Source organism: Desulfofundulus luciae (genome assembly GCF_030813795.1).
Lineage (GTDB): Bacteria > Bacillota > Desulfotomaculia > Desulfotomaculales > Desulfovirgulaceae > Desulfofundulus > Desulfofundulus luciae.
In genome coordinates this window covers 1-24353 of sequence record NZ_JAUSUX010000024.1, presented here as the reverse complement: position 1 = coordinate 24353, position 24353 = coordinate 1, and the positions used below count along the sequence as shown (strand labels likewise).

The following is a 24353-nucleotide window of genomic DNA, read 5'->3' as shown; positions in this document are numbered from 1 at the left end:
TGGGGCAAAGAGACTAGGAAAGGGGGAGTTTGCCGTGTTGCCCACCCCAAAAAAGTTTTTTCTTACCGCTGCCAGCGCCGAGGGGCACAGCGAATTGACGGCATTTGACAATGCCCTCCTGGCCGGCCGCATCGGAAATATTAATCTGGTTCGGGTTAGCAGTATTCTGCCTCCCGGAGCGGAGTACGACCCTGAGTTGTCAATTCCTCCCGGATCCCTGGTGCCCACCGCTTACGGTTACATCATCAGCGATGTACCGGGAGAGTTGATTGCTGCGGCCGTGGGCATAGGTTTTTCGGAGGACACCTTTGGCGTGATCATGGAGTTTGCGGGTAAATGCTCGCAAAAAGAAGCTGAAGCGCGCATTGAAGCTATGTTGCGGGAAGCTTTTGCCTCCCGGGGCATGAAACTGGTGGACATGAAGATTGCAGCCACCGAGCACCGGGTGGAAAAAATCGGTTGCGCCCTGGCGGCCGTACCACTGTGGTATTAATTTTTCTGGGGGTATGGAGATGAACTGCTGGTTTACTGAATTGCAAACCGACCACATGAAACTGAGCTGCCGGGTGAAAAAGGTATTATGCGAAGAAAAAACGCCTTTCCAGCATTTGGCCGTTTATGACACGGTCCAGTTTGGGCGCATGCTGGCTTTGGATGACGTCATTCAGACTACCGTGAAGGATGAGTTTGTCTATCATGAAATGATCGCCCACGTGGGTCTGAACACCCATCCCAACCCCCGCCGGGTGCTGGTCATCGGTGGAGGGGACGGGGGTTCCATCAGGGAAATCCTCAAACATTCTTCGGTGGAGCAGGCCACCCTGGTGGAGATTGATGAACGGGTGATTGCCGCCGCTAAGGAGTACCTGCCGGAAATCAGCTGTGCCCTGGATGACCCCCGGGTGCGGGTTATTGTGGACGACGGCATCAAGCATGTAAAGGAAAACCGTAACACCTATGACATGATTATCGTGGATTCCACCGACCCCGTGGGTCCCGCGGAAGGCCTTTTCGGTAAGGCCTTTTACCAGGATGTCCATGATGCATTGACTGAAGACGGCCTGTTTGTTGCCCAAACCGAATCTCCCTTTTTCAACCAGGACATCATTTCCCGTGTATTCAGGGATATCCGGAGCATTTTTCCCATCACCAGGCTGTTTTTAGCCTGTGTTCCCACTTACCCCGGTGGTTTATGGAGCTTTACCATGGGTAGCAAGAAATACGACCCCCGGCAGGTAAATGTGCTGGAGTTACCCGATTTGAAAACCAGGTATTATAGCCCGGCCATCCACCGGGCGGCCTTTGAGTTGCCTCCCTTTGTGGCGGAGCTGGTTGAACAAGGTTAACAGCCTTTTGGGGGAAAGCTTCATGCTTGCGGAAGGGTTGGAGAAAAGCGGCGCATTTATGGGGAGTACCGATGACTACAGGCGTGCCTCTGTAGTTATTCTGGGTGCTCCCCTGGATTTAACGGTAAGCTTCCGTCCGGGGACCCGTTTTGCCCCGGCCCAAATCCGCCAGGTGAGTGTAGGGCTGGAGGAGTACAGCCCCGCCCTGGAGCGGGACCTGGTTGATTATGCTTACTATGATGCGGGAGATATTGTCCTGCCCCCGGGGCGGGTCCAGGAAAGCCTTGGGCGCATTGGTGCCACGGTGGCCGCTATCCTGGCCGACGGCAAGTTTCCCCTTTTGCTCGGGGGGGAGCACCTGGTTACCCTGCCGGTGGTGGAAGCCATGCTTCGTTGTTATCCTGATCTGGCAGTGGTACACTTAGATGCCCACGCGGATCTCCGCGAGGAATACTTAAATGAAAGACTCTCCCACGCTACTGTGATGCGCCGGGTGGTGGAGGTGCTCGGGGGAGAGAATGTTTTTCAATTTGGCATCCGTTCCGGGACCCGGGAGGAGTTTTCCTACGGCCGGACCACAACTCATTTTTTCCCCGGAGAAATCCTGCGGGCTTTAGCTCAAGTTCGCGGTCAGCTCAAAGGCCGGCCGCTTTATCTTACCCTGGACATAGATGTCCTGGACCCGGCCTATGCCCCGGGGACAGGTACGCCGGAACCGGGGGGATGTACGCCCCAGGAGGTCTTCCAGGCCCTCTACCTGCTGGCTGACTGCCGGGTGGTGGGTATGGATCTGGTAGAAGTGTGCCCGGTTTATGACCCTACGGAGCGCACATCCTTGTTGGCGGCCAAGATCGTCCGGGAAGCTATTTTGTGTTTTGGGCAAGGGAAGTAAACCTTTTACTTTCCGCAACTTTTGGGGCAGATGTTGCCGCCCTCTTTTTTATCCTCCTGGTGGCCGAAACTGGTTAAACCCTCGGCGTATTGACGCAATTTTTCATCTACCAGGTGGAAGACGGTGTTTGCCGGGTAACTGCCGTCGGGTTGTTTAGTCCCGGCTGGCACACCGGTTAACAGTTCGATCCCCTCTTCAACTGTCCTCACCGCGTAAATATGGAACCGGCCCTGCTGAACAGCCTCTACTACTTCGTGCTTGAGCATTAAGTTATCTATGTTGTGGGCGGGAATGATTACCCCCTGCTCGCCGGTCAGGCCCCGGGCTTTACAGACGGCAAAGAACCCTTCAATTTTTTCGTTTACCCCACCAATGGGTTGGATTTCCCCGTGCTGGTTGACGGAACCGGTTACGGCCAGCCCCTGGCTAATGGGCAGTCCCGACAGGGCGGAGAGCAGGGCGTAAAGCTCGGCGCTGGAAGCGCTGTCACCATCTACCCCTTCGTATAGCTGCTCAAATGTAATCCGGGCGGACAACCGCAGGGGTTTGTCCTGGGCGAAACGATCGCCTAAAAATCCCGCCAGGGTAAGTATGCCTTTGGTGTGCAGGCTGCCGCTCATGTGGGTTTCCCGCTCGATGTTCACCACCCCTTCCTGGCCCATGAAGGTCTTCGCGGTAATCCGGGAAGGTCGACCAAAGGAATAATCCCCCACATCCAGTACCGACAGGCCGTTTACTTGACCGACAACGGCGCCCTCGGTATCCACCAGGATCTTTCCCTGGAGCATCATTTCCTGGATTTTTTCTTCCAGGCGGTTGGAACGGTATACCCGTTCTTCGATAGCCCGCCGGACATGGGGTGCACCCACATAAGTGGCCCCTTTCATTTCGGCCCAGGCGGCGGCTTCGTACACAATTTCAATTACTTCATTAAAGCGGGTGGAGAGCTTGTGCTGATTTGCAGCCAGGCGCGACCCGTACTCTATTAGTTCCGCCAATCCGGTGCGGTCAAAGTGTTTTAAATTTTCCCGGTTGCAAACGGAACTGACAAAAGCTGCATAATGCCTGAGATTTTCCGGTGTGCGGGGCATCTCAGTGTCAAAGTCTACCTTAACCTTGAAAAACTTCTGGAAATCCTCATCGAAGGCATGCAGGAGATGATAAAGGTAATGGCTGCCGATGAGTACTACTTTTACATTCAGGGGGATGGGTTCCGGTTTTAAGGTAGCGGTGGGGACCAGACGGAATTGCTCGCCGATGTTTTCCACTACTGCCTGGCGGTTTTTGAGGGCCTTTTTCAATGTGTCCCAAACAATCGGGTCGGCCAGCACGTCCCGGGCCTGGAGCACCAGGTAGCCGCCGTTGGCCCGGTGAATGGCCCCGGCCTTGATCATGGTGAAGTCCGTACTCAGGCTGCCCATGAAACTGCGGTATTCCACTTTACCGAAGAGATTGTAGTAATGGGGGTTGGGTTCTACCACCACGGGGGCGCCCCGGGTTTCCCCGTTGTTCACAAACAGATTCACCTGGTAGCGTTTAAAAAGATCCTGGGTTTCAACGGGAAAACCAAAGGGAGTGGGGACCGTGGGGCTTTCCGGGGATTTAAAATGATCCAGGTTACGAGAAATGTCTTCGGCAACTTCTCCCAAATAGCGCACCACCCGGGGGAAGTCCCGGTACTTTTCCTGCAACCTCTCCACCAGGGGGCCGATGGCCGAGCCGGCTATTTCCCTCTCCAGCGCCTGGATGCGTTGTTTAGCCTTTTTTTCCAGGGATCGCCCGCTGGTCACGATCTCCTCCAGCTTTTGCTGGAGGGCACGCGCACGGTTTTCCATATCCCGGCGTTCTTCCGGGGTCAGCGCTTCAAATTCTTCCTGGGACATGAGCCGGCCCTCTTTCAAGGGCAGGAACATGAAACCAGCGGGGCCCTGCTTCATGGCAAAACCAGTTCTGGATGCTTCCTGGCGGAGCTGTTCCAGGGCCTCCTGTAGCTGGCTTTCTACCTCCTGAAGCACACTTTGTTTATTCTGCTCGTAATCCGATCCTTCAAAGGCTTTGGGAATGGCTGTGCGCAGGTCGCTGATCAGCTCTTCCATGTCTTTCTTGAAGACCTGACCCCGTCCTGGAGGCAGGGAGACGGCCAGGGGCTGATCGGGGTTGGCGAAATTATACAAAATGCACCAGTCGTTGGGCACCGCTCCCCCAGAGGCACGACGGGTAAGTACCTCCTGGGTATAGGTGCTTTTACCCGTACCCGGCGGGCCGGCTACATAAATATTGTAACCGGGGGCGTTCATGGCCAGGCCAAACTCCATGGCTCGCACGGCCCGTTCCTGGCCGATAAAATCCTTGAGCGGGGTTACCTGGGAGGTGGTTTCCCAGGTTAATTCTTCCGGGTGGCAGCGGCGTCGCAGCCTGTCTACTGGTACCCGCAGGCGGTTTCTTGTTTCTGTTGTTTCTGTAGCGGCCATTTTTACCCTCCTGAAAATATTTCTGCTTCAGGTTCGCCAAAATACATCAATAATACTACACCGGAAGGCGTCTTTCCTGCAGCGGCGCCGTTTTCTACTCCTGATGTCACAAAAGAGGTGGGGCGGGTAAAGCCCGGCCGGTGAAAAATCGTCGAAGGATAGAACGAAAAATTTTGTCTTGCAGTTGAAAATACCAATTGACATTTGGGCGTACTTTTTGTATACTTAAGATTGTCAGCAGTGAGGGGCGGTAATCCCGGGCTGCAGGCAATAGAAGCGGAGCTGTGGTGTAGTGGTCTAACATGCCGGCCTGTCACGCCGGAGATCGCGGGTTCGACTCCCGTCAGCTCCGCCAACCTAATGTGCCACGGTAGCTCAGTTGGTAGAGCAGCGGACTGAAAATCCGCGTGTCGCTGGTTCGATTCCGGCCCGTGGCACCACCTGGACAAACTGGCAAAAATATTATATAATATTCTCATCAACCATGCGGAAGTGGCTCAGTGGTAGAGCATCGCCTTGCCAAGGCGAGGGTCGCGGGTTCGAATCCCGTCTTCCGCTCCATTTTTTATGGCGACATAGCCAAGTGGCTAAGGCGGCGGTCTGCAAAACCGCTATTCCCCGGTTCGAATCCGGGTGTCGCCTCCAGTAAAAGTACTCGCTGGCGGTCTTAGAGGTGGTCGCCAGTTTTTTTATTTTTGGAGAGTTGCGTTGTACCGGCCTCTTTATACCGTGCAACACAAACCCTTTCCCTGATGGTCAAGAAGTGCTTGTCAGCTTATTGAATTTATGGTATATAAACAAGTGATAGCCTTCACCATCACAAATCGGGACACAAAACGGTATACTGTATTCCAGGGGCTGACTCTTTATTGCACTGTTTCAAAAAGAAATTAAAGTTTTCTGACCTTCGTTAGCAGGAAGTCTCGTTTTTGTGTCGAATAGTACTTACTAAGTAAACAGGGGGGGATGGTAAATGATTTCCCTGGCCCCCGGCGTAACACCCCGCCAGATATATTAACGGGTAGCAGGTAAATTAATTAGCAAGTGGGCGACAATTTTCGCTGGAAAATAGTAGGAATGCGGAAGAGATTTGATATATATAATGTTAGCGTGCCCTGTTCTGCGTGCTCATTTGCGTGCTTATGTAAGGCTCTTGTCAGTTATATTTCTAAACGGGAAGGGGAGGGGATAGTCAAAAGGGAGGTCCATTAAAGAGGTGAAGTACCCAGTTACAATCACAATTTTTTAAGGAAGGAGAAGAGAAATGACCTATATTGGCCATGGCGGCAAAGAAATTGTGGAAAGGGTTCTAGAACCTGAAAAAGCTGCTGAGGCAATTAAAGGTTTAACTCCGGTACCTATCCGTGGGCAAATAGCCAGGGAAATCATAGATATTGCTTACGGATTTTTCACGCCCCTGGAAGGATTTATGACCAGAGCAGACGTGGAAGGCGTTTGCAATGAAATGAAGCTCGCCAATGGTGTGCTGTGGCCTATCCCCATTGTCTTCGATATTTCCACCGAAGAGATCAACGAAAAAGGCATTAAAGAAGGCGATAAGCTGCTGTTGACCTACCAGGATAAGCCGATGGCCATCCTTGAAGTAGAAGAGATCTTCACCTATGATAAGCAGGAGATGGCCCAGAAGGTCTACGGCACAACGGAGGACAAACACCCCGGTGTAGCCAGGACATATAACTACAAGGATAAGTTTATCGGTGGAAAAATTACCCTTGTCAATCCGCCCAAGATTAACCCTCCTTTTGATGAATTCTTCTTCACTCCGAAACAGCTAAGGCAGAAGTTTGCCGAAAAAGGCTGGCAGAGAATCGTAGCCCATCAAACCAGAAACGTACCCCACACCGGACACGAATGGCTCATGAAGGGCGCCTGGTTGTCTACTCACGGTGAGCTGCCCGTGGAGAAGACCCTTACCGGCGTGCTGGTCAATGCCATTATCGGCGAGAAAAGAAAAGGCGACTACATCGACGAGGCCATTGTTTTGTGCCATGATGTATTGCGCAAAGCTGGCTACTTCAGGGAAGACGTACATTTGACTTCCATTACCCTGTGGGATATGCGCTACGCCGGTCCCAAAGAGGCCGTTTTCCACGCCATTTTGAGATCCAACCTCGGTTTGACCCACCACATGTTTGGCCGGGACCATGCTGGAGTGGGTACTTATTATGACCCGTACGATGCCCACAGAATATTTGACCAGATCCCCGAAGGTGCATTGAACATTAAGCCAATCCGTGTGCTTGCCTGGTGGTACTGCCCCATTTGCGGTGAGGTAACTTATTCCGGGCTGTGTGGCCACAAAGAACACAGTCAAAACTTCAGCGGCACTTTGATCAGGAGCATCATCCAAGATGGTGTGAAGCCACCTCGCCTGATCTTCAGACCCGAAGTATTTGACCTCATCATGGAATGCGCAGAAAAATACGGCTTTGGTTCTGCTTTTGTCACAGACAAGTACTTGAAAGAGCGGAACCCCGTCTTTAGCCTTCCCGATATGAAGTACTAGTTTAGGAGGTGGCGAGATGTCCATTACCATTAATATCTGGATCAACGAGGAGAGATATGAGAAGCTGCAAAATGCTGGTCTGGCCAAGATGGCGGAAGAGGCACTGGCCGGTCTGAAGGTAATTAAGGTCCCCTGCACCGAGGAGCAAAAGGACAAAGTGTTAAAAGTCTTCCCCACGGCTAAGTACGACTCTGCCACCACCAAGAGTATCGAGTTGCTACCCAGAGAAGTAAAAGACAAGATCTTTGACCTGGTGGTTGAAAAGCAAAACATAGACGTAATGGATGATTTCCTTAAAAACTACTAAAATAAGTAACCAGCCAGAAGGGGAGGTGGGTAGCGGGAAGAGGGAGGCTTTCTTTCCAGCGTGCCTTAATGCAATCAAAAAATTATGAGGAGGTTAGAGTTTATGCCAAGTTATGTAATCGCTGAAAAATGTGACGGTTGCAAAGGGCAGGACAAAACCGCATGCATGTACATTTGTCCTAATGACCTGATGGTTCTGGACAAAGAAAGAATGAAGGCGTACAACCGGGATCCTCAAATGTGCTGGGAGTGTGCATGCTGCGTTAAGATTTGCCCGCAGCAGGCTATGGACCTGAGGGGTTACGCCGACTTTGTTCCCATGGGTGCCAGTACCATTCCTTTAAGAGGTTCGGAAGACATTATGTGGACTATCAAGTTCCGGAACGGCACCATTAAGCGCTTTAAGTTCCCCATCCGTACCACGCCGGAAGGCTCCATCGTACCCGATGCTGGTTTCGAAACCGGCACTGACGACCTGAAGAGCTATGTACTGTTTACTGAACCCGGTTCCCTCGGCTGCGAAGTTCCGACCCTGAAGAAATAGAAGAAATAAATAGAAGAGGAGGTTAGGCAAATGGCAAATTTTGAAACTGTAGAAGTCAGTACTGATCTATTGATAATTGGTGGTGGTATGTCGGCATGCGGCGCCGCCGTGGAAGCCGCCTACTGGGCCAAGAAGCACGGCCTCAAAGTCACCCTGGTGGATAAGGCTGCTATGGACCGCAGTGGTGCCGTGGCCATGGGGCTGTCCGCTATTAACCTCTACATCGGCCAGGCTGCCGGCGATAACACCGTTGAAGACTACGTCCGTTATGTCAGACAGGACCTCATGGGTATTACCAGGGAGGATCTGGTTTACAGCATCGCCCGCCACGTTGACTCCACCGTGCACCTGTTTGAAAAGTGGGGCCTGCCCATTTGGAAAGACGAGAACGGCAAGTACGTTCACGAAGGCCGCTGGCAGATCATGATTAACGGTGAGTCTTACAAGATCATCGTTGCCGAAGCTGCGAAGAACGCGCTGAATGCCCTCGGTCCCGATAACATCTACGAGCGCGTGTTCATCGTGGAGCCCCTGATGGATGGCGACCGCTGTGTTGGTGCCGTCGGCTTCAGCGTCCGCGAGAATAAATTCTATGTCTTCAAAGCGAAGGCCGTCCTGGTGGGCATGGGTGGTGCCGTGCACGTATTCCGGCCCCGTTCCACCGGCGAGGGTCTCGGCCGATCCTGGTATCCTCCTTTCAACACCGGTTCCAGCGCCTACTTCACCCTGAAGGCCGGCGCAGAAATGACCTGCCAGGAAGTGCGCTTCATTCCTGTGCGCTTCAAGGATGCCTATGGTCCGGTAGGTGCCTGGTTCCTGCTCTTCAAGTCCGTAGCCACTAACGCCCTGGGCGAGGACTACATGAAGACTCACCCGGATGTGCTTGAGCAGTATGCTCCTTACGGCTTGACCAAGCCCATCCCTGCCAACCTGCGGAACCACCTGGGTCTCATTGACGAAAGAGCCGGTAAGGGTCCCATCTACATGAGGACTGAGGAAGCCATTCAGCGCCTGGCCCAGGAAATGCCCGACGAGAAGCAGCGCAAGAAGAAGCTTAAGGAACTGGAAGCCGAAGCTTGGGAAGACTTCCTCGACATGACCATTTCTCAGGCCCTGCTGTGGGCGGCTACCAATACCTTCCCCGAGGAGAAGCCCTCTGAGATTGCCGCCTGCGAACCTTACTTCATCGGTTCGCACTCCGGTGCTTCCGGCGCATGGGTCAGCGGTCCCGAGGACATTGCCCCGGCCGAGTATCAGTGGGGCTACACCAACATGTCCACTGTGAAGGGCTTGTTCTGTGCCGGTGACGCTTCCGGTGCTTCCAGCCACAAGTTCTCCTCCGGCTCCTTCACTGAGGGGCGGATTGCGGCTAAGTCTGCCATCCGGTTCATCGTGGAGAACAACGAGGAACCCAAGGTGGACGCGGCTTACGTTGAAGAACTGAAGGCCAGGATCCTGAAGCCGCTGGACACCTTCGAGCAGTACAAGGGCATGACCACCGATCCGGATGTGAACCCGAACTACATCCGTCCGAAGCAGTTCATGTTCCGGCTGCAGAAGATCATGGACGAGTATGCCGGCGGGGTATCCAAGTCCTTCACTACCAACAAGTACCTGCTCGAAAGAGGCCTGGAGCTGTTGGCAATGCTGAAGGAGGACTCGGAGAAACTGGCTGCCGAAAGCCTGCATGAACTCATGCGGTGCTGGGAGAACGTCCACAGGATGTGGCAGGCTGAGGCCCACATCAGGAGCGTGCTGTTCCGCGAAGAAACCAGGTGGCCCGGCTATTACATCAGGGCAGACTTCCCGAACCTGGACGAAGAGAACTGGAAGTGCTTCGTCAACTGCCGCTGGGATCGTAACACCGGGCAGTGGGAAGTCTTCAAGCGGCCCGTCATCTCCATTGTTGACTAACCAAATAATCCTATCAGACGGCTACCTATCTGCATATGTGATCAGAGCCGTGGCTGTTCGCGGCCACGGCTTAACCCTTATTTTTCAAAAACTAACTTGCGACGGTGATGAGATATGGGTAATAAGAGCATCCTGGTGGTCGGAGGGGGAATAAGCGGGTTAACTGCTGCTATTGAGGCTTCAGAGGTAGGTTATGAAGTCTTTATTATTGAGAAAAACCCTTATCTTGGCGGCAGGGTAGCCCAGATGAATCAATATTTCCCCAAGCTTTGCCCCCCGAACTGCGGTTTAGAGATCAACTTCCGCAGGATAAAGAGCAATCCCAGAATCCGCTTCCTAACCCTGGCTGAGGTTACGGGAGTTTCCGGTCAGGAAGGGGATTTTGAGGTTAAAGTAAAAATCCATCCCCGCTATGTCAATGAGAATTGTACCGCCTGCGGCAAGTGTGTAGAGGTGTGCCCGGAGGAAAGAAAGAATACCTTTAACTACGGTCTGGACAAAACCAGGGCCATTTATTTACCACACCTTTTTGCCTTCCCCATGAAGTATGTTATTGATGCAGAGGCCTGCTCGAAATGCAATAAATGTGTCGAGGTATGTCCGGTTAATGCCGTTGATTTGAAAATGGAGCCCAAGGAGATGACTTTAAGGGTTGGTTCCATTATCTGGGCAACCGGCTGGAACCCATACGATGCCTCCAAGATTGGATATTACGGCTTTGGCCAGTATGAAAATGTCATTACCAACGTGATGCTGGAAAGGCTGGCCGCTTCCAATGGTCCTACCCAGGGCAAGATCGTGCGCCCCTCCGACGGCAAGCCGGTGGAACGAGTGGCTTTTGTGCAGTGCGCCGGTTCCAGGGATGAAAATCACCTGCCCTATTGTTCCGGTGTTTGCTGCCTCGCATCTTTAAAGCAGGCAACCTATGTCATCGATCAAAACCCCAATGCTCAAGTTTACATTTATTTCATTGATGTCCGGGCGCTGGGTAAATTTGAGGACTTTTACGTGAAAGTAAAAGATAATCCGAATATTCATTTAGTTAAAGGAAAGGCCGGCGACATCACCGAAGACCCGGCGACCAAGGATTTGACCGTGGTAGTGGAAGACCAGGAGACCCAGAAGTTAATGAAAGAGAAATTCGACCTGGTTGTTCTGGCGACCGGAATGGCGCCGGCGACAAGAGAGGCCAAAGCACCTGCGGATTTAGTTTACGATGAGAATGGCTTTGCGGTCGGTGGCGCGCCTGGTATATATAGCGCTGGCTGCGTGAGCAGGCCGATGGATGTAGCTTCCTGTGTCGAGGATGCGACTGCCGCTGCCCTCAAAGCTATTCAATCGACGTTGGGGAGGTAAATGACGGTGGACAAAAAGCTGGCGGTTTATATCTGCACCGGTTGTGGTATTGGGGATGCCCTGGATATTGATGCTCTCTCAAAAGTAGCGACTAAAGAATACAAAGTACCGGTTTGTAAGTCCCACCCCTTCCTTTGCGGTGCGGAAGGCGTTGAGCTGATCAAGCAGGACATGGAAGGGGAAGGGGTCAACACCATCGTTATTGCGGCCTGCTCCATGCGGGTGAACTACGATGTGTTTAATTTCCCCGATGCCATTGTGGAAAGGGTTAACCTGAGGGAGCAGGGGGTCTGGTGCCATCCTGCCAACGATGAAGATACCCAGATGCTGGCAGAGGACAGCCTGCGTATGGGTATTGTCAAGGCCCAGCAATCGTCCCTGCCGGAACCATTCCAGGCGGAAAACCTGTCCAAAACCGTGCTGGTAGTTGGCGGAGGCCTGGCCGGTTTGACGGCCGCAGCAGAGGCTGCCCGGGCCGGGTATAAAACTGTGCTGGTGGAAAAGAATCCGTCCCTGGGCGGCTGGGTTACCAGGCTATACAAGCAGGTTGGCCTGAAGCCGCCTTACAGCGAACTCGAAGATGTTGATATCGCCCAGCGGGTTAAGGAAGTAGAAGAGAATCCCAACATTACGGTATATAAGGGCGCGCAAATTGAAAAGATTTCTGGCGCCCCGGGCATGTTTGACGTTCAAATTAGGCAAAACGGCAGCCTGACTGCCGAAAGGGTGGGCTCCATCGTCCTGGCTACCGGAGCGGTGGCTTACGATGCCACCAAGTTGAGCCATCTCGGTTTTGGCCAGTACCCCAACGTGGTTACCGGCGAGATGTTTGAAGAAATGGCCGCCAGGGGTGAATTTAAACGTCCTTCCGACGGCAGGGAAGTAAAGAGCGTTGCCTTCATTCTCTGTGCCGGTTCGCGGGATAAAGAGCATTTGCCCTACTGTTCGGCCATCTGCTGCACTGAGTCCTTAAAGCAGGCACTTTATGTGAAGGAAAAGGACCCCGAGGCCACGGTATATATTTTCTATAAGGATATGCGGGCCGCGGGCAACTACGAGTTTCTGTACCAGCGTGTGCAAAAAGAAGGAGCCCTCTTCTTTAGAGGGGAAGTTGCCGGCATTGAAGAAGACGGCGGAAACCTGGTGGTTGAATTTGATGATGTTCTGGTAGGGGACCGGATTAGAACGGAACCCATTGACCTGGTGGTCCTGGCGACCGGCATGGTGCCCACCACTGCCATTGGGGAAAGGCTCGTCGTGCAGGCAGACGAGCAGGGCAAAGAATCCGAGCCGCCGGCGGATGAAATCATTAAGTCGAATATCCTGAACCTGGAGTACCGGCAGGGTCCTGAAGTGCCAACTTTAAAATACGGCTTTGCGGACTCGCACTTTATCTGTTTCCCCTATGAAACACGCCGGACGGGCATCTACGCCGCCGGCAGCGTGCGGGCGCCTATGGATATTCCCTCAACCATCAAGGATGCTACCGGAGCCGTCCTCAAAGCCATCCAGTGCATTGAACTGACGGCTCAAGGTTCAGCAGTGCACCCGCGGGTGTGGGATCTCTCCTACCCGGAATTCTTCATGCAAAGATGCACCCAGTGCAAGCGGTGCACCGTGGAGTGTCCTTTTGGTGCCATTAACGAGGATGAAAAGGCCAATCCGCTACCCAATCCCACCCGGTGCCGGCGTTGTGGTACCTGTATGGGTGCCTGTCCGGAGCGGATCATTTCCTTCAAGAACTACTCGGTACCCATGATCGGCAGTATGGTGAAAGCCATCGAGGTGCCGGAAGAGGACGAGGAAAAACCGAGAATCCTTGTCTTTGCCTGTGAAAACGACGCCTATCCGGCCCTGGATATGGCCGGCATCAATCGCCTGACCATCAGTCCTTGGGTACGGATCATTCCGGTTAGATGCCTTGGCTCCATGAACCTCATCTGGATTGCCGATGCTCTGTCCAAGGGAATTGACGGTATTCTCCTGCTGGGTTGCAAACACGGCGACGACTACCAGTGCCACTTCATTAAGGGCAGTGAACTGGCCAGCTACCGCCTGTCCAAGATCTCGGAAACATTGAACCGCCTGGCTCTGGAATCTGACCGGGTGAGGATGGAGCAGGTCAGCATTATGGATTACGACCGCATCCCTCAAATTATCGAGGACTTTGCCAGCAAACTGGAAGAAGTTGGTCCTAACCCGTATAAAGGTTTTTAAAGAAAAAGCTGATGCCCTCCAATTTACAATTTTGAAGGGAAGATTCACAGGGTCCTGTTCTGGCTCATCAAATTTGATATCCAATGCAGGATGGGTCTGTTTTTAAAGGGGCACAGGGAGGGGGCTAAACCCCTCTCGCCGGTTGCCCTCCGGTGAACAGGTACCGGCGGGCAACCGCGCTGTATCTGCTGCCGGTAGTACAGTGGCGCCGCAAGGTACCGCTACGGTTTGTAGCAGTGAGCAAGCCTTTATTATACCTTGATTATATAAAACCATTGCCAAAGGGGTTTAAATGTGATGGAACCAAAAGAGATATCTTTAGAGATGAAAGAATATCTGCTAGCAGCCGGGGCGCAAACCCTGGATCATTGCATGAGTTGCGGACTCTGTTCCGCCCTGTGCCCGTGGCGCCTGGTTTCTGGTCATACCAGTGAAGTTTTTTACATCCGTAAAATGCAACGCCTGGCACAGCTCGGCCTAGAAGGCTTCGATGACGAGGATGTACTTTTTGCCTGTACCACCTGCGGCACCTGTCAGCGGAACTGTCCCAGGCAGGTAAAGATAATTGAAAATGTACGTTCCATGCGGAGTACCACCGTCGAGGCCGGGTTCGTGCCGGCTCCCCTGAGATCCGTGGTGGGCAGCCTGCATGCCAACGGCAACCCCTGGTCCGGGCCGCGAGAGAAGCGTATGGACTGGCAGCAGGGGATGGAAGTACCTGCTTTTACGCCGGATACGGAATATCTGCTCTTTGTCTGCTGTACTTCTTGCTATGATCCCCGCAGTCAGAAGATCGCCCGGAGCGTGGTGAACCTGTTGAAAGCGGGGGGAGTAAATTTTGGTATCATTGGCGTGGAAGAAAGCTGCTGCGGCGAAACGGTCCGCAAGATCGGTGAGGAGGAGCTATTCCAAAAACTAGCCGAATCCAATATTAAGCTTTTTAAAGAAAAGGGAGTCAAAAAGATCATCACCACTTCCCCACATTGCCTCTATACCTTTAAGAATGAATACCCCGAATTAGGCGGGGAATTTGAAGTGGTGCACTACACCCAGGTGCTGGCGGATTTGGTGCAGGAGGGCAAGATTTCCCTTACCGCCCCGCTGGATAAAAAAGTAGCCTACCACGATCCCTGTTACCTGGGGCGCCACAACGAAATCTTTGAAGCACCGCGCACTTTGCTCAAAGCCGTTCCCGGTGCAGAACTTATCGAGCTGAGCCGGGCAAAGGAAAGAAGTCTTTGCTGTGCCGGTGGCGGCGGCCGGTTATGGGCCGAGGTACCCAGGGGAGAACGTTTTGGAGAATTAAGGGTTTTGGATGCCGAGGATCGGGGGGCGGATATTCTCGCTACGGCCTGCCCCTACTGTGTGATCATGCTGGAAGCAGATTGTCTGGCTCTGGATAAACAGGAAAAAATCAAGGTGATGGAAATTTCGGAGCTCCTGAGCGCGTCGATAGGGAGGGAGAGCTAATTGATAAAGGTGAACCCTCATTTTGCGAAGAAACTTCAGAAGTTCGGGGCTAAAACTGCCTCCCAGTGCTTTAGTTGCGGAACTTGTACGGCCGTTTGTTCCCTGGCATCGGATGAGCAGCAGTTTCCGCGCAGGTTTATGCGGTATGTGCAGTTGGGCCTGGAGGATAAGATCAAACATTCCATAGAGCCATGGCTTTGTTATTACTGTGGGGATTGCCAGAAAAACTGCCCGAGGAAGGCCGACCCGGGCGAGTTGATGATGGCGTTGCGGCGGTACTTGACGTCCGTTTACGACTGGACTGGTCTTTCACGGAAGCTTTACACATCTATGGCATGGAAAGTGCTTTCTGTGGGTCTTCTCTTCTTTGTCACCCTGGCCGTTGTCTACAGTTTCAGCGGCGAAATGGTTACCGAGAGGGTGGAACTGGAGACATTTGCCCCCGCACACATTGTTCACCCTGTAGGCTACGTTTTTGGTGCAGTCCTGGCCTTTTTACTGCTTTCCAATGTTTACCGAATGTACAGGCTTGTCATGGGTCCCTATGCGGCCGGCATCCCATTATCCGTGTACATCCAGGAGCTGGGTACACTTATTGTTCATTTTGCTACGCAGGCGAGGATGCGTCTCTGCACCAATAAGTCGCGTTGGTTGAGGCACTTCCTCATCATGAGCGGTTACTTTGTGGCTTTCATGCTGGTGAACATCGACGTTATCACCAGGTGGTCTTTGACCAACGAACCGCCCATGTGGTGGCACCCGGGCAAGCTGCTCTGGAGTTACGCCTCTATTGCCATGCTGTACGCCACCACTGAGGCCATTATCGGGCGCTTGAGCAAGAAAGAGCCAATTCACCAGTATTCCCATTCCACCGACTGGATGTTCCTGATCCTGCTCTGGTTTACAGTTTTCACGGGGTTACTCATGCGTATTTTCATGGAACTGGGCATGCCTTTGCCGACCTATCATACCTTCGCCCTTCACCTGGCCTTCACGGTGCCTCTTCTGGGTCTGGAGGTCCCCTTTACCAAGTGGTCTCACCTGGCCTACCGGCCCTTTGCCCTCTACTTCGTGCGTTTAAAGGAAAGGGCACTGGAAATGCAGCAAACCAGGGGTGAAGTATCCCAGGCTGGAGTCAGCAGCTAACTTGATAAACGAACGGTTAAGTAAAAAGGACCCGGGAGAAGGGTCCTTTTCTTATTTTACTTACTTAACTTACTTAATTTTTACCTTAAACGTCTATCGTTTTACCCAGCCATTCTTGCCGCTTTTCGTAATACTGTATGGCCCGCCTGCCCATGGCCACGGCCATGAAATAATTCACCCCGCCGGCCAGCAACAAACCTAAAAGTGGAATGATGCGCACCAGACTCGAACGTATGGTTGTCCGTACGCCCAGGGAGAGAAGCGTGCGTTCCATCAGGGCAGTAAAGGCTTCTCTGGAAAGCTGGGTGACGGCGGCCCGGGAAAGGCTGTTTCCCACGCTCCCCACCCCTGCAGCAAAAACGAAAGCCCAAAAGGCCTCCCGCCGGTAACGGTAACCGGTAAGGTCTTTATTGTAAATGGCGGCTACTTCGAGGACCATGCGGCCCAGCAGGTAGGTTAGCAGGGTTACGTCAAGGGCCACTCCTCCCAGAAGGGTCAGTAATGTGCCCAGCCCGGGCACTACAGCCGGCAGGGCGGTGAGCACTCCTGCCAGCGCGCATTGCCGGGCCCTCTCCTGAATGATTTTCATGGCCAGTTCCTGGAAGGACAGGCCCGGAAAGGTTTCCTTCAGCTTTTTTATTTTTTGCTCGATTTCCTCGGCCCGGGGTGATGTAAAAGGGTTAAAGCCCGGCACGGCCATTGCCTCCTTCTCTAGCTCCAGTATGCCATACCTGCCAACCCTGGTCAAGAAGCTCAACATTGGGCAGTGATACGGCGCCGGGCCTTCAACCGAAAGTAAAAAAACACGCCCGCCCGGAACAACATTCCGGGCGGGCGTGGGCGTGGAAGGAGTTACTTGTTTTCTCCTCCACCACCAACCCTTGCTCCCCTGAGTTCGGCATTGGTCAGGTAGGAACCAATTGCAACAAGAATGCCTAAAATGATATCATTCCACATGGCATTGACTACGTTGGAATAGCCCAGTACAAAGGGAGCAATGATCAACCAGATGCCAAAAACGATTCCAAGCCAGCCGTATCTGTTCACCGGATTTCACCTCCCACATACCTGGAAATGTTGCATTCAGTGTTATTTTAACCAGTACCAATTTTTTTAAACATAAGGCCGTTCCAGGTTTATAAAAATTTTAGCCATATAATGAAGGATAAGGGAATTTGTGGTAGAATAAAAATTAGCGGAAATTATGCCTGGAGGTTGATAAAATTGTTACAACGCTATTGCGAACTGGTAGAAGAATTGAGCGTGCTGGAGCAAAGCCTGATTTCCGATCTATCCACTGAAGAAATTATGCGGTATCTTGATTTGCGCAAGGAGCGGGAGGAACTGGCAGGGGAACTGGGAGATTTGATTGCGGAGGCCCTGCTGCACCTGCAGGATTTAGCCAATAGGGTAGAAGAAGAACTGGTTGATTTGCCCGGTATAATGGAAAGCGCCAAAGGCCAGGGAGGGTTCCGGGAAGGCTTTCTCACCAGGTTAGCCGGTGTTGTCGGGGCACTTGAGGCTGACATGGAAAGGATTCTCGCTGATTGTCGCCAGTTACGCTACGAGCTCTTATGGGGTGAAGACAAGGAGATCAATAGCGAAGTCGGACTACCGGTGGAGCAAAGGCATGATAAGTTTTCCGCCGGATGTGGGGAGGACAAGCAGGGCAGCGAAAAGGAGCGGGAAGCAGGGCAGAAGCAGGAGAAGGTCCTGGAGGAAGTGGCCTGCGCCCTGGAACTGGCTGAAGCCAGGGAAGAACCTCCATCTGGCAAATTGGGACAAAGCAACCGGGGGCACACGGACGGGAAAGATGGCAGTGAAAGCGATAAGTCGGCTCCAATCTCCCCGGAAACGCTCAAAAAACTGGAGACGGTTATGCGCCCCAAGGAGGCACTGGAAGTAGAACCCGTATTGATGGAGAGCCAGGCCAGTTTTGCCGTATTAAAGGTAGCCTCCTCAGGTGAGGGCAAATCTCGCCACGGCAAGTCCCATAAAGAGCGACACCGCCGTTAGTTTTTACGGCGGCGTAGGTTAGGCTTGTAATGATGGGCACTCCACGGCAAGAGGCCGTGCGGGTGCTCAACTATCTTTTTCCGGGATCTGTTCAATGGGCCGTAAGAATGTAACTTTATTTCTTCGACCGGGTCTTTTTACCGGCAGTTCCTCCTCAGTTATTTCCAGGTAAAAAACCTTTTCCGGGTAGCAGAGCACGGTTACCACGCCCCGTTCCGGTTCGGTTAGCCAGATCCCTTTAAATTCCAACATTTCTCCCATTAAATCTACATTTACCTTGCGCGGTCCTTCCAATACTTCCAGTTCCCATCCCTGAATACTCACCACAATGGTCTTTTGTGGATGAGCTATTTCCATATGCGGACAACCTCCTTCGTTCCGGTGGCCAGTCCAGCGGCCCACTCACCAGTATATCATATCCCGCATGGCTGGTAAAATTTTTTCATAGAAAAGGCCTCTGCCCGGCGGACAGAGGCCCGGAAGGTATCAGGGCTATTGCATTTGTTGTAAACGCCGCACTCTTTCCGCGATGGGTGGGTGGGTGCTGAAGAGACGGGCAAAAGATTCGGCCGTCAGCGGGTTAACAATAAATAGGTGAGAGGTAGCCGGGTTTACCTGCATGGGTATATGCTGGGCGGCCCGTTCCAGCTTGAGCAATGCGTTAGCCAGGCCGTGGGGAGAACCTGCTAGACGGGCCCCGGTGGCGTCGGCTTCAAACTCCCGGGCGCGGGAAATGGCCAACTGGATGAGAGTGGCCGCCAGGGGGGCCAGGATGATCATGAGCAGGGTACCTACCAGGCTCAGGGGATTGCCTCCCTCTTCATCGTCCCGGCTGCCGCCAAAGATCAGCCCCCACTGCAGGGCATTAGCAATCATGGTAATCGCCCCGGCCAGGGCAGCGGCAATGGTGCCTACCAGCACGTCCCGGTTTTTGATGTGGGCTATTTCATGGGCCAGGACGCCCTCTACTTCCGAACGGTTAAGAAGTTGCATCAAACCGTCTGTTACCGCCACCGCCGCATTGGCCGGGTTTCGCCCGGTGGCAAAGGCGTTGGGCTGAGGCGATGGAGTACGGTACACCCGGGGCATGGGGATACCTGCCCGTTGTGCCAGATTGCGGATCATGGCGTACAGCTCCGGCGCTTCATGTTCGGCCAGGGGTTGGGACCCCGTCATGGCGATAGCAATTTTATCGCTGAAGTAGTAACCGAAAAAGTTCATGCCCAGGGCGATAAGAAAGAACAGGAAAGCCCCCGAACTACCGGCTACCGCATTACCAATCAACACCAGCAAAACGGTTAGCAGACCCATTAACAACCAGGCCTTTAAGTTGTTCATTACGCAAACCTCCTTTCAAAAATAAGCCGGCTATCGCAAGGCATATGAACAGTCCCGCGAAGTCGGCAAGTAGGAAGCAAAAATCATTTTAAAACAACCTCCCGCATTTAACGGAAGGAATTTTTACATGGGCATGATCCCTCCTTCACGAGTATACCTGCTTAACCATATTTCGATGCATAAATAATCTTCTGTTCCCCATTTGACATTTTTATTATCCTAAAACTCATTATATTTTAATTAAATGCTGAAGGCAAGGGGAAAAGTGGTAGAGGAAAAACCGATGCCATTGACAAGATTACATCTGCTGTGCTAAGATATGCTTGCTGGCACTTGCCGGAGTGGCGGAACAGGCAGACGCACGGGACTTAAAATCCCGGGGGTGTTATGCACCCGTACCGGTTCAAGTCCGGTCTCCGGCACCATTGGATATACCGGTGAATGCGCCCATTGGGGTGCATTATTTTTTTTGCCGGTTGGGGCTTAAACTACAAATGAAAGTGATGATAACATCATGGCGCAATATTTTTGCTGGCTTGGTAATGCGGCCAGTCTATTTTCACAGGTTTCCGTTATTATTGCTTACCACAATCGTCCTGGCATGCGTCCCCGGGATAAGGTCGTGACAGGACATCCCGCAGTGCCCCTGCATGTTGACTATGCCGGCTCTTAACATTAACAGGAGGGCGGTCAAGCCAATTTTTCCCTTGACCGGGGTGTACACCAGGTTTATAATAATCCTTGGGAACATATGTTTGAAGTCATTCTTTACCAAAAGGCGCTTATGATTATCTTTTAGCTTTACCGGTGAATAGATTGAACTAAGCCGTCATAAAACCTGTTTTAAGGGAACAGGGAAGTTCCCCTGGAGCGCGAAGGTGACCAACCTGGATAACCTTTGCGCCAGGATTGCAAAAAGGGAGGTGTCTTCCCGCTCCCAGTTGAGCCGGGGAATCCTATGGTGATCGTTTTGGATCTCGGGCATGGTGGTCAGGATCCCGGGGCGGTTGGTTCCGGTCTGCAAGAAAAAGACGTGGTTTTGACCCTGGGGCGGCAGGTCCTGTTCTTTTTAGAGGATTACCAGGTTAAGGTTATTCCCACCCGCACCAATGATGTTTATGTTTCCCTGGATGCCCGGGCAAACCTGGCCAACCACCACAAGGCTGATTTCTTTTGTTCCTTGCATATTAACTCAGGCGGGGGTAGCGGCTTTGAAAGTTATATTCATCCCGACGCCTCGCAGGAAAGCCAATCAATAGCGGCTACGCTGCACCGGGAAGTGGCCAAATTTTACCTTGAGCGGGGCTTCCCCGACCGGGGTTTGAAGAGGGCCAATTTTGCCGTCCTGAGGAAGACAACGATGCCGGCTGTACTTCTGGAAAATCTTTTTATAGATAACCCCCAGGATGCCGCCTGTCTTGCCGATGCGGTTTTTCTGCGGGACCTGGCATTTGCCATCACAGGGGGTCTTGCACGGGCTCTAGGTTTGAAAAAACGCACCGACTGGGATCCCGGTGGGGAAATCAAACGTTTGAAGGAGCGCGGCCTTATTACCGGTGACCATGCTCCCGATGCAGTTGTTACGTGGGGTGAGCTGGCAACGGTTTTGAACCGTCTGCTGGACCGCTTTGAAAATTAAGAGAAAGAGCATGTTGCTTATGCCCTGAACCCTGGCCTCTCAGAAGAAAATATGCTAAACTTATGTAAGAAAAAATACAAACGAGGCGAGGGGTTGTGGAAATGAACGAAACAAAATGCACAACTTGTAGTGACAAGGATACCAGGCGGTGTAACACAGGACAATGTACCGGTTCTCCCGTCTTGCCCCAAAACGACGCCAGTGATATTAAACAGGTTATTGCTGTAATGAGCGGAAAAGGGGGAGTGGGCAAATCATCGGTCAGTGCCCTGTTGGCCATTGCCCTGGCCCGCCGGGGTTACAAGGTGGGTATACTGGACGCGGACATTACCGGTCCCAGTATTCCTAAACTTTTCGGGCTGGTTGACCGTCCCGAACAGTTCAAAAACTATATACTACCGGTGAAAACATCGCTGGGTATTCAAGTTATGTCATTGAACCTTTTCCTGCCTCAAGAGGATGATCCCGTAATCTGGCGTGGTCCTATCCTTTCCAGTGCCGTAAAACAATTTTGGACCGATGTAGCCTGGGGCAAGCTGGATTACTTAATTGTGGACATGCCCCCGGGTACCGGGGACGTCCCACTGACAGTAATGCAATCCCTGCCCCTGAATGGGCTGGTGGTAGTTTCTTCCCCCCAGGATCTGGCCATGATGGTGGTAAGCAAAACCATTAAAATGGCCCGCCAGGCATGTATTCCCATCCTGGGGCTGGTTGAGAATATGAGTTACATTGCTTGCCCCCATTGTGGTGAAAAAATTCAACCGTTTGGTAACGGTAGTGTGAAAGAAGCGGCTAGTAAAAAAGGGTTGACCTTACTGGCCGTTTTGCCCGTGGACCCGGAGTTAGCTAAACTGGCCGATGCCGGGCGCATTGAGGATTATGAGGAAACATCCCTTCGTAATATAGAACCACTTGTGGAGGTAGTTGAAAAGGGGTACAACAGGAAGGTGGAGGGATGTGAAAATTGCCATCACCAATAAACGGGGACACTATTGTAGCCATTAATCCAAAAACTCCGGTCGGACCGGAGTTTTTTTGGGGGAAGCTATGAACAGGACAACTTATCGCCATTTCCTTGAAGGAATTAACACAAAATGCTGGCTTTCCACCCATAATTCCTGTTGTTTATTGCCTCAGAATGAATTATTATATTTTTGTGAAGCGAAAGGAGTGTGAAAATGCGTGCAAAACTGGAAGCGAACCCTGGCCTTTGTTGCACTGGCGGCCTTCGTGGCCGGTGTGATGTTTGCCGGTGGTTGTTTGCTGGTTAACGATCTCAATCCGCAAAAAGACGGGATACCCCAGGTTAATAACGTGGCCAACGCTATGCCCGGTGTCGGTTCCGGTACGGTAGCCGATATTGTTTCCAAAGCGGGGCCGGCCGTGGTGAAAATCGATACAGTGAAGATACGGAGTAGCGGGGGAGTGGACCCCTTCTTTGACGATCCTTTCTTCCGCCAGTTTTTTGGTGGACCCTTTGGGTTTCAGTCCCAGCCCCGGGAGGAACGCGGCATTGGTTCCGGCTTTGTTATGTCCCAGGATGGCTACATTCTTACCAACGAGCATGTGATCGACGGGGCACAAAAGATAACCGTAACCATCCAGGGATTCGACCGGCCTCTGCCGGCCAGGGTAGTTGGTGCCGACTACGACCTGGACCTGGCCGTGTTAAAAGTTGATGCCGGCAAGTCCCTGCCCACATTGAAGATGGGTGATTCCAACAAGATCCGGGTGGGGGACTGGGTGATTGCCATTGGTAATCCTTTCGGGCTGGATCACACCGTAACGGTAGGTGTGATCAGTGCCAAGGGCCGGCCGGTTACGGTGGAAAACCGGCGCTACAAAAACCTTTTGCAGACCGATGCCTCCATTAACCCGGGCAACAGTGGCGGTCCCCTCCTAAATCTCAATGGTGAAGTGGTGGGCATTAATACAGCCGTGGCTCAGGCGCAGGGGATTGGATTTGCCATTCCCACCAGTACAGTCAAAGAGGTTTTAAACCAGCTCCTCCAGAGTAATGGAAAGGGACGTCCATGGCTCGGCGTCCAGATGCAGCCCGTAACTGAAGAAATTGCAGCCTACCTGGATCTCCCAGCGGCAGCGGGGGCACTGGTGGCGGGTGTTGTCCCGGGCAGTCCGGCGGATGATGCCGGACTGATGCAAGGGGACGTGATTTTACAGGTGGATAACCAGAAGGTTGGAAACCCCGATGATGTGGTGCGTATAATCCAGAAGAGCAAAGTGGGCCAGCGCGTGGTGCTGCAAATCTACCGTAATGGCCGCGCCCGCCACGTTCCCTTAATCTTGGCTGAAAAGCCCCCTCAGTTACGCTAAAAAGTACCCCTTCCTAGGAAGGGGTATTTTCATGTGCGCCCGGCATGGGCGTTAACTTGGTGGTGAAAGTCCACTGCAGGCGAGGCAGCACGAGTCTGCTAGCCAAAGGCAAGGGTGTCCATCGCGAGGTGGAATCCGAAGGAAGCCGGCGGCAAAACCACGGCCCGATGAACAAGAACCCCATAAGAGGCTAGACCGTTCGGATGAGCTGGCATGACACAGCGAAATCCCAGGCTGCCAAGGGACGGCAGAGTATATGGGGCGGGCGCGGGGTGAAGGTTAACGCTCTTACCCGGGGAGGCCTGCCGGATAAGCCCAGCACTCAGACGTCTGAGTGCTGGGTAACCCGTGTCGAGAGGCACGGCTGAACCGGCAGGAGTCAGCAGAGGGCATAGTACCCTGGGGGTCATGAACTGCAGGGGAAGGCCCGAACATCAAGTCAGAGGTGAGACCGATGCGTTCGCGAGAAGGGCGAAGACAGCAGAAAACCCCGGAAGGGGCCTGCCCGCGGGAGGAAGTGGTGAAGCCACGGGGGACCGCGGGAGGGCCGAGTCCTTCTCCGGCACAAGGCGGGGCGACACCTCGCGGGGATCAGGACAGCGGCCTGATGGAGCAGGTGGTGGCCAGGGAGAACATGCTGGCCGCCCTGAAGCGGGTAGAGCGAAACGGGGGCGCGCCCGGCGTAGATGGCATCCCGACCGAACGGCTTCGGGACCAAATCCGTGCCGAATGGCCGCGTATCCGGGAGGAACTGCTCGCAGGTACCTATAGACCGATGCCCGTGCGCCGGGTCGAAATCCCGAAACCCGGGGGAGGCAAACGGCTATTAGGGAT

General features: G+C 53.0%; 20 protein-coding genes, 5 tRNA genes and 2 pseudogenes. 22 read left to right on the top strand and 5 right to left on the bottom strand.

Annotation, left to right across the window (positions count from 1 at the left end; translation table 11 throughout):
• The first annotated feature begins 34 nt into the window (after window positions 1-34).
• The 3 genes from J2Z49_RS12105 to speB are packed head-to-tail and all read left to right on the top strand — an operon-like array spanning window position 35 to window position 2238.
• Window positions 35-493, top strand: a complete 459-nt coding sequence (locus tag J2Z49_RS12105) for a pyruvoyl-dependent arginine decarboxylase (RefSeq protein WP_121451900.1) — start codon at window positions 35-37, stop codon at window positions 491-493.
• Between the two features lie 19 nt (window positions 494-512).
• The gene (gene speE / locus J2Z49_RS12100) at window positions 513-1346 is read left to right on the top strand and encodes a polyamine aminopropyltransferase (RefSeq protein ID WP_307403210.1); all 834 of its coding nucleotides are present in this window, start codon (window positions 513-515) and stop codon (window positions 1344-1346) included.
• Window positions 1347-1368: 22 nt separating this feature from the next.
• On the top strand, window positions 1369-2238 hold the full coding sequence (speB, locus tag J2Z49_RS12095) for an agmatinase (protein WP_307403226.1): 870 nt from the start codon (window positions 1369-1371) through the stop codon (window positions 2236-2238).
• Between the two features lie 5 nt (window positions 2239-2243).
• Here the strand turns inward: speB and J2Z49_RS12090 are convergent, their stop codons facing one another.
• Window positions 2244-4709 carry a Lon protease family protein gene (locus J2Z49_RS12090; protein ID WP_307403209.1) on the bottom strand — a complete coding sequence of 822 codons (2466 nt, stop codon included), beginning with the start codon at window positions 4707-4709 and terminating at the stop codon, window positions 2244-2246.
• A 278-nt stretch (window positions 4710-4987) separates the two neighbouring features.
• On the opposite strand from J2Z49_RS12090, the gene J2Z49_RS12085 reads away from it, so the two are divergent.
• The 13 genes and pseudogenes from J2Z49_RS12085 (at window position 4988) to J2Z49_RS12025 (ending at window position 16189) form a co-directional block, all read left to right on the top strand.
• Window positions 4988-5064, top strand: a tRNA-Asp gene (locus J2Z49_RS12085).
• Between the two features lie 9 nt (window positions 5065-5073).
• Window positions 5074-5149 (top strand) — tRNA-Phe (locus J2Z49_RS12080).
• A gap of 46 nt (window positions 5150-5195) precedes the next feature.
• Window positions 5196-5270, top strand: a tRNA-Gly gene (locus J2Z49_RS12075).
• 8 nt (window positions 5271-5278) lie between these two features.
• Window positions 5279-5354 (top strand) — tRNA-Cys (locus J2Z49_RS12070).
• Window positions 5355-5973: 619 nt separating this feature from the next.
• Window positions 5974-7236 carry a sulfate adenylyltransferase gene (gene sat / locus J2Z49_RS12065; RefSeq protein ID WP_072870903.1) on the top strand — a complete coding sequence of 421 codons (1263 nt, stop codon included), beginning with the start codon at window positions 5974-5976 and terminating at the stop codon, window positions 7234-7236.
• A 16-nt stretch (window positions 7237-7252) separates the two neighbouring features.
• A complete protein-coding gene (locus tag J2Z49_RS12060) occupies window positions 7253-7543 on the top strand; it encodes a DUF6955 family protein (RefSeq protein WP_307403208.1) in 291 nt (96 codons plus the stop codon).
• A gap of 102 nt (window positions 7544-7645) precedes the next feature.
• Window positions 7646-8086: an adenylyl-sulfate reductase subunit beta gene (gene aprB / locus J2Z49_RS12055; RefSeq protein WP_013822175.1), complete on the top strand. Its 441-nt coding sequence runs from the start codon at window positions 7646-7648 to the stop codon at window positions 8084-8086.
• A gap of 30 nt (window positions 8087-8116) precedes the next feature.
• Complete coding sequence (aprA, locus tag J2Z49_RS12050; protein WP_307403207.1) at window positions 8117-10000, top strand: adenylyl-sulfate reductase subunit alpha; 1884 nt, start codon at window positions 8117-8119, stop codon at window positions 9998-10000.
• 114 nt (window positions 10001-10114) lie between these two features.
• Window positions 10115-11356 carry a CoB--CoM heterodisulfide reductase iron-sulfur subunit A family protein gene (locus J2Z49_RS12045; RefSeq protein ID WP_307403206.1) on the top strand — a complete coding sequence of 414 codons (1242 nt, stop codon included), beginning with the start codon at window positions 10115-10117 and terminating at the stop codon, window positions 11354-11356.
• A gap of 6 nt (window positions 11357-11362) precedes the next feature.
• Window positions 11363-13573, top strand: a complete 2211-nt coding sequence (locus J2Z49_RS12040) for an FAD-dependent oxidoreductase (RefSeq protein WP_307403205.1) — start codon at window positions 11363-11365, stop codon at window positions 13571-13573.
• 294 nt (window positions 13574-13867) lie between these two features.
• Window positions 13868-15043, top strand: coding sequence for a (Fe-S)-binding protein (locus J2Z49_RS12035; protein ID WP_307403204.1), 1176 nt, complete (start codon window positions 13868-13870; stop codon window positions 15041-15043).
• 9 nt (window positions 15044-15052) lie between these two features.
• Window positions 15053-15274: pseudogene (locus tag J2Z49_RS12030) on the top strand (4Fe-4S dicluster domain-containing protein); the annotation flags it as partial.
• A 99-nt stretch (window positions 15275-15373) separates the two neighbouring features.
• Window positions 15374-16189: a 4Fe-4S ferredoxin gene (locus J2Z49_RS12025; protein WP_307403229.1), complete on the top strand. Its 816-nt coding sequence runs from the start codon at window positions 15374-15376 to the stop codon at window positions 16187-16189.
• An 85-nt stretch (window positions 16190-16274) separates the two neighbouring features.
• Here the strand turns inward: J2Z49_RS12025 and J2Z49_RS12020 are convergent, their stop codons facing one another.
• Complete coding sequence (locus tag J2Z49_RS12020) at window positions 16275-16949, bottom strand: hypothetical protein (protein ID WP_307403203.1); 675 nt, start codon at window positions 16947-16949, stop codon at window positions 16275-16277.
• A gap of 92 nt (window positions 16950-17041) precedes the next feature.
• On the bottom strand, window positions 17042-17236 hold the full coding sequence (locus J2Z49_RS12015) for an SPW repeat protein (protein ID WP_013822182.1): 195 nt from the start codon (window positions 17234-17236) through the stop codon (window positions 17042-17044).
• Window positions 17237-17413: 177 nt separating this feature from the next.
• On the opposite strand from J2Z49_RS12015, the gene J2Z49_RS12010 reads away from it, so the two are divergent.
• Window positions 17414-18205, top strand: a complete 792-nt coding sequence (locus J2Z49_RS12010) for a hypothetical protein (protein ID WP_307403202.1) — start codon at window positions 17414-17416, stop codon at window positions 18203-18205.
• A gap of 66 nt (window positions 18206-18271) precedes the next feature.
• On the opposite strand, the gene J2Z49_RS12005 is transcribed toward J2Z49_RS12010, so the two are convergent.
• Window positions 18272-18562: a hypothetical protein gene (locus J2Z49_RS12005; protein WP_307403201.1), complete on the bottom strand. Its 291-nt coding sequence runs from the start codon at window positions 18560-18562 to the stop codon at window positions 18272-18274.
• A gap of 135 nt (window positions 18563-18697) precedes the next feature.
• The gene (locus J2Z49_RS12000; RefSeq protein WP_307403200.1) at window positions 18698-19543 is read right to left on the bottom strand and encodes a zinc metalloprotease HtpX; all 846 of its coding nucleotides are present in this window, start codon (window positions 19541-19543) and stop codon (window positions 18698-18700) included.
• A gap of 335 nt (window positions 19544-19878) precedes the next feature.
• On the opposite strand from J2Z49_RS12000, the gene J2Z49_RS11995 reads away from it, so the two are divergent.
• The 5 genes and pseudogenes from J2Z49_RS11995 to J2Z49_RS11975 form a co-directional block, all read left to right on the top strand.
• Window positions 19879-19968 (top strand) — tRNA-Leu (locus tag J2Z49_RS11995).
• A 533-nt stretch (window positions 19969-20501) separates the two neighbouring features.
• Window positions 20502-21182: an N-acetylmuramoyl-L-alanine amidase gene (locus J2Z49_RS11990; RefSeq protein ID WP_307403199.1), complete on the top strand. Its 681-nt coding sequence runs from the start codon at window positions 20502-20504 to the stop codon at window positions 21180-21182.
• Between the two features lie 101 nt (window positions 21183-21283).
• A complete protein-coding gene (locus J2Z49_RS11985) occupies window positions 21284-22165 on the top strand; it encodes an Mrp/NBP35 family ATP-binding protein (RefSeq protein ID WP_407650090.1) in 882 nt (293 codons plus the stop codon).
• 202 nt (window positions 22166-22367) lie between these two features.
• Window positions 22368-23519: a S1C family serine protease gene (locus tag J2Z49_RS11980; RefSeq protein WP_307403197.1), complete on the top strand. Its 1152-nt coding sequence runs from the start codon at window positions 22368-22370 to the stop codon at window positions 23517-23519.
• A 454-nt stretch (window positions 23520-23973) separates the two neighbouring features.
• A pseudogene (locus tag J2Z49_RS11975) lies at window positions 23974-24353 on the top strand (group II intron reverse transcriptase/maturase); the annotation flags it as partial.

Bases quoted from the DNA above. Each gene is read 5' to 3' on its own strand.
- speE (WP_307403210.1), top strand. From the start codon at position 513: ATGAACTGCTGGTTTACTGAATTGCAAACCGACCACATGAAACTGAGC.
- speB (WP_307403226.1), top strand. From the start codon at position 1,369: ATGCTTGCGGAAGGGTTGGAGAAAAGCGGCGCATTTATGGGGAGTACC.
- J2Z49_RS12090 (WP_307403209.1), bottom strand. From the start codon at position 4,709: ATGGCCGCTACAGAAACAACAGAAACAAGAAACCGCCTGCGGGTACCA.
- sat (WP_072870903.1), top strand. From the start codon at position 5,974: ATGACCTATATTGGCCATGGCGGCAAAGAAATTGTGGAAAGGGTTCTA.
- J2Z49_RS12060 (WP_307403208.1), top strand. From the start codon at position 7,253: ATGTCCATTACCATTAATATCTGGATCAACGAGGAGAGATATGAGAAG.
- aprB (WP_013822175.1), top strand. From the start codon at position 7,646: ATGCCAAGTTATGTAATCGCTGAAAAATGTGACGGTTGCAAAGGGCAG.
- aprA (WP_307403207.1), top strand. From the start codon at position 8,117: ATGGCAAATTTTGAAACTGTAGAAGTCAGTACTGATCTATTGATAATT.
- J2Z49_RS12045 (WP_307403206.1), top strand. From the start codon at position 10,115: ATGGGTAATAAGAGCATCCTGGTGGTCGGAGGGGGAATAAGCGGGTTA.
- J2Z49_RS12025 (WP_307403229.1), top strand. From the start codon at position 15,374: ATGGCATGGAAAGTGCTTTCTGTGGGTCTTCTCTTCTTTGTCACCCTG.
- J2Z49_RS12020 (WP_307403203.1), bottom strand. From the start codon at position 16,949: ATGTTGAGCTTCTTGACCAGGGTTGGCAGGTATGGCATACTGGAGCTA.
- J2Z49_RS12005 (WP_307403201.1), bottom strand. From the start codon at position 18,562: ATGGAAATAGCTCATCCACAAAAGACCATTGTGGTGAGTATTCAGGGA.
- J2Z49_RS12000 (WP_307403200.1), bottom strand. From the start codon at position 19,543: ATGAACAACTTAAAGGCCTGGTTGTTAATGGGTCTGCTAACCGTTTTG.
- J2Z49_RS11990 (WP_307403199.1), top strand. From the start codon at position 20,502: ATGGTGATCGTTTTGGATCTCGGGCATGGTGGTCAGGATCCCGGGGCG.
- J2Z49_RS11985 (WP_407650090.1), top strand. From the start codon at position 21,284: ATGAACGAAACAAAATGCACAACTTGTAGTGACAAGGATACCAGGCGG.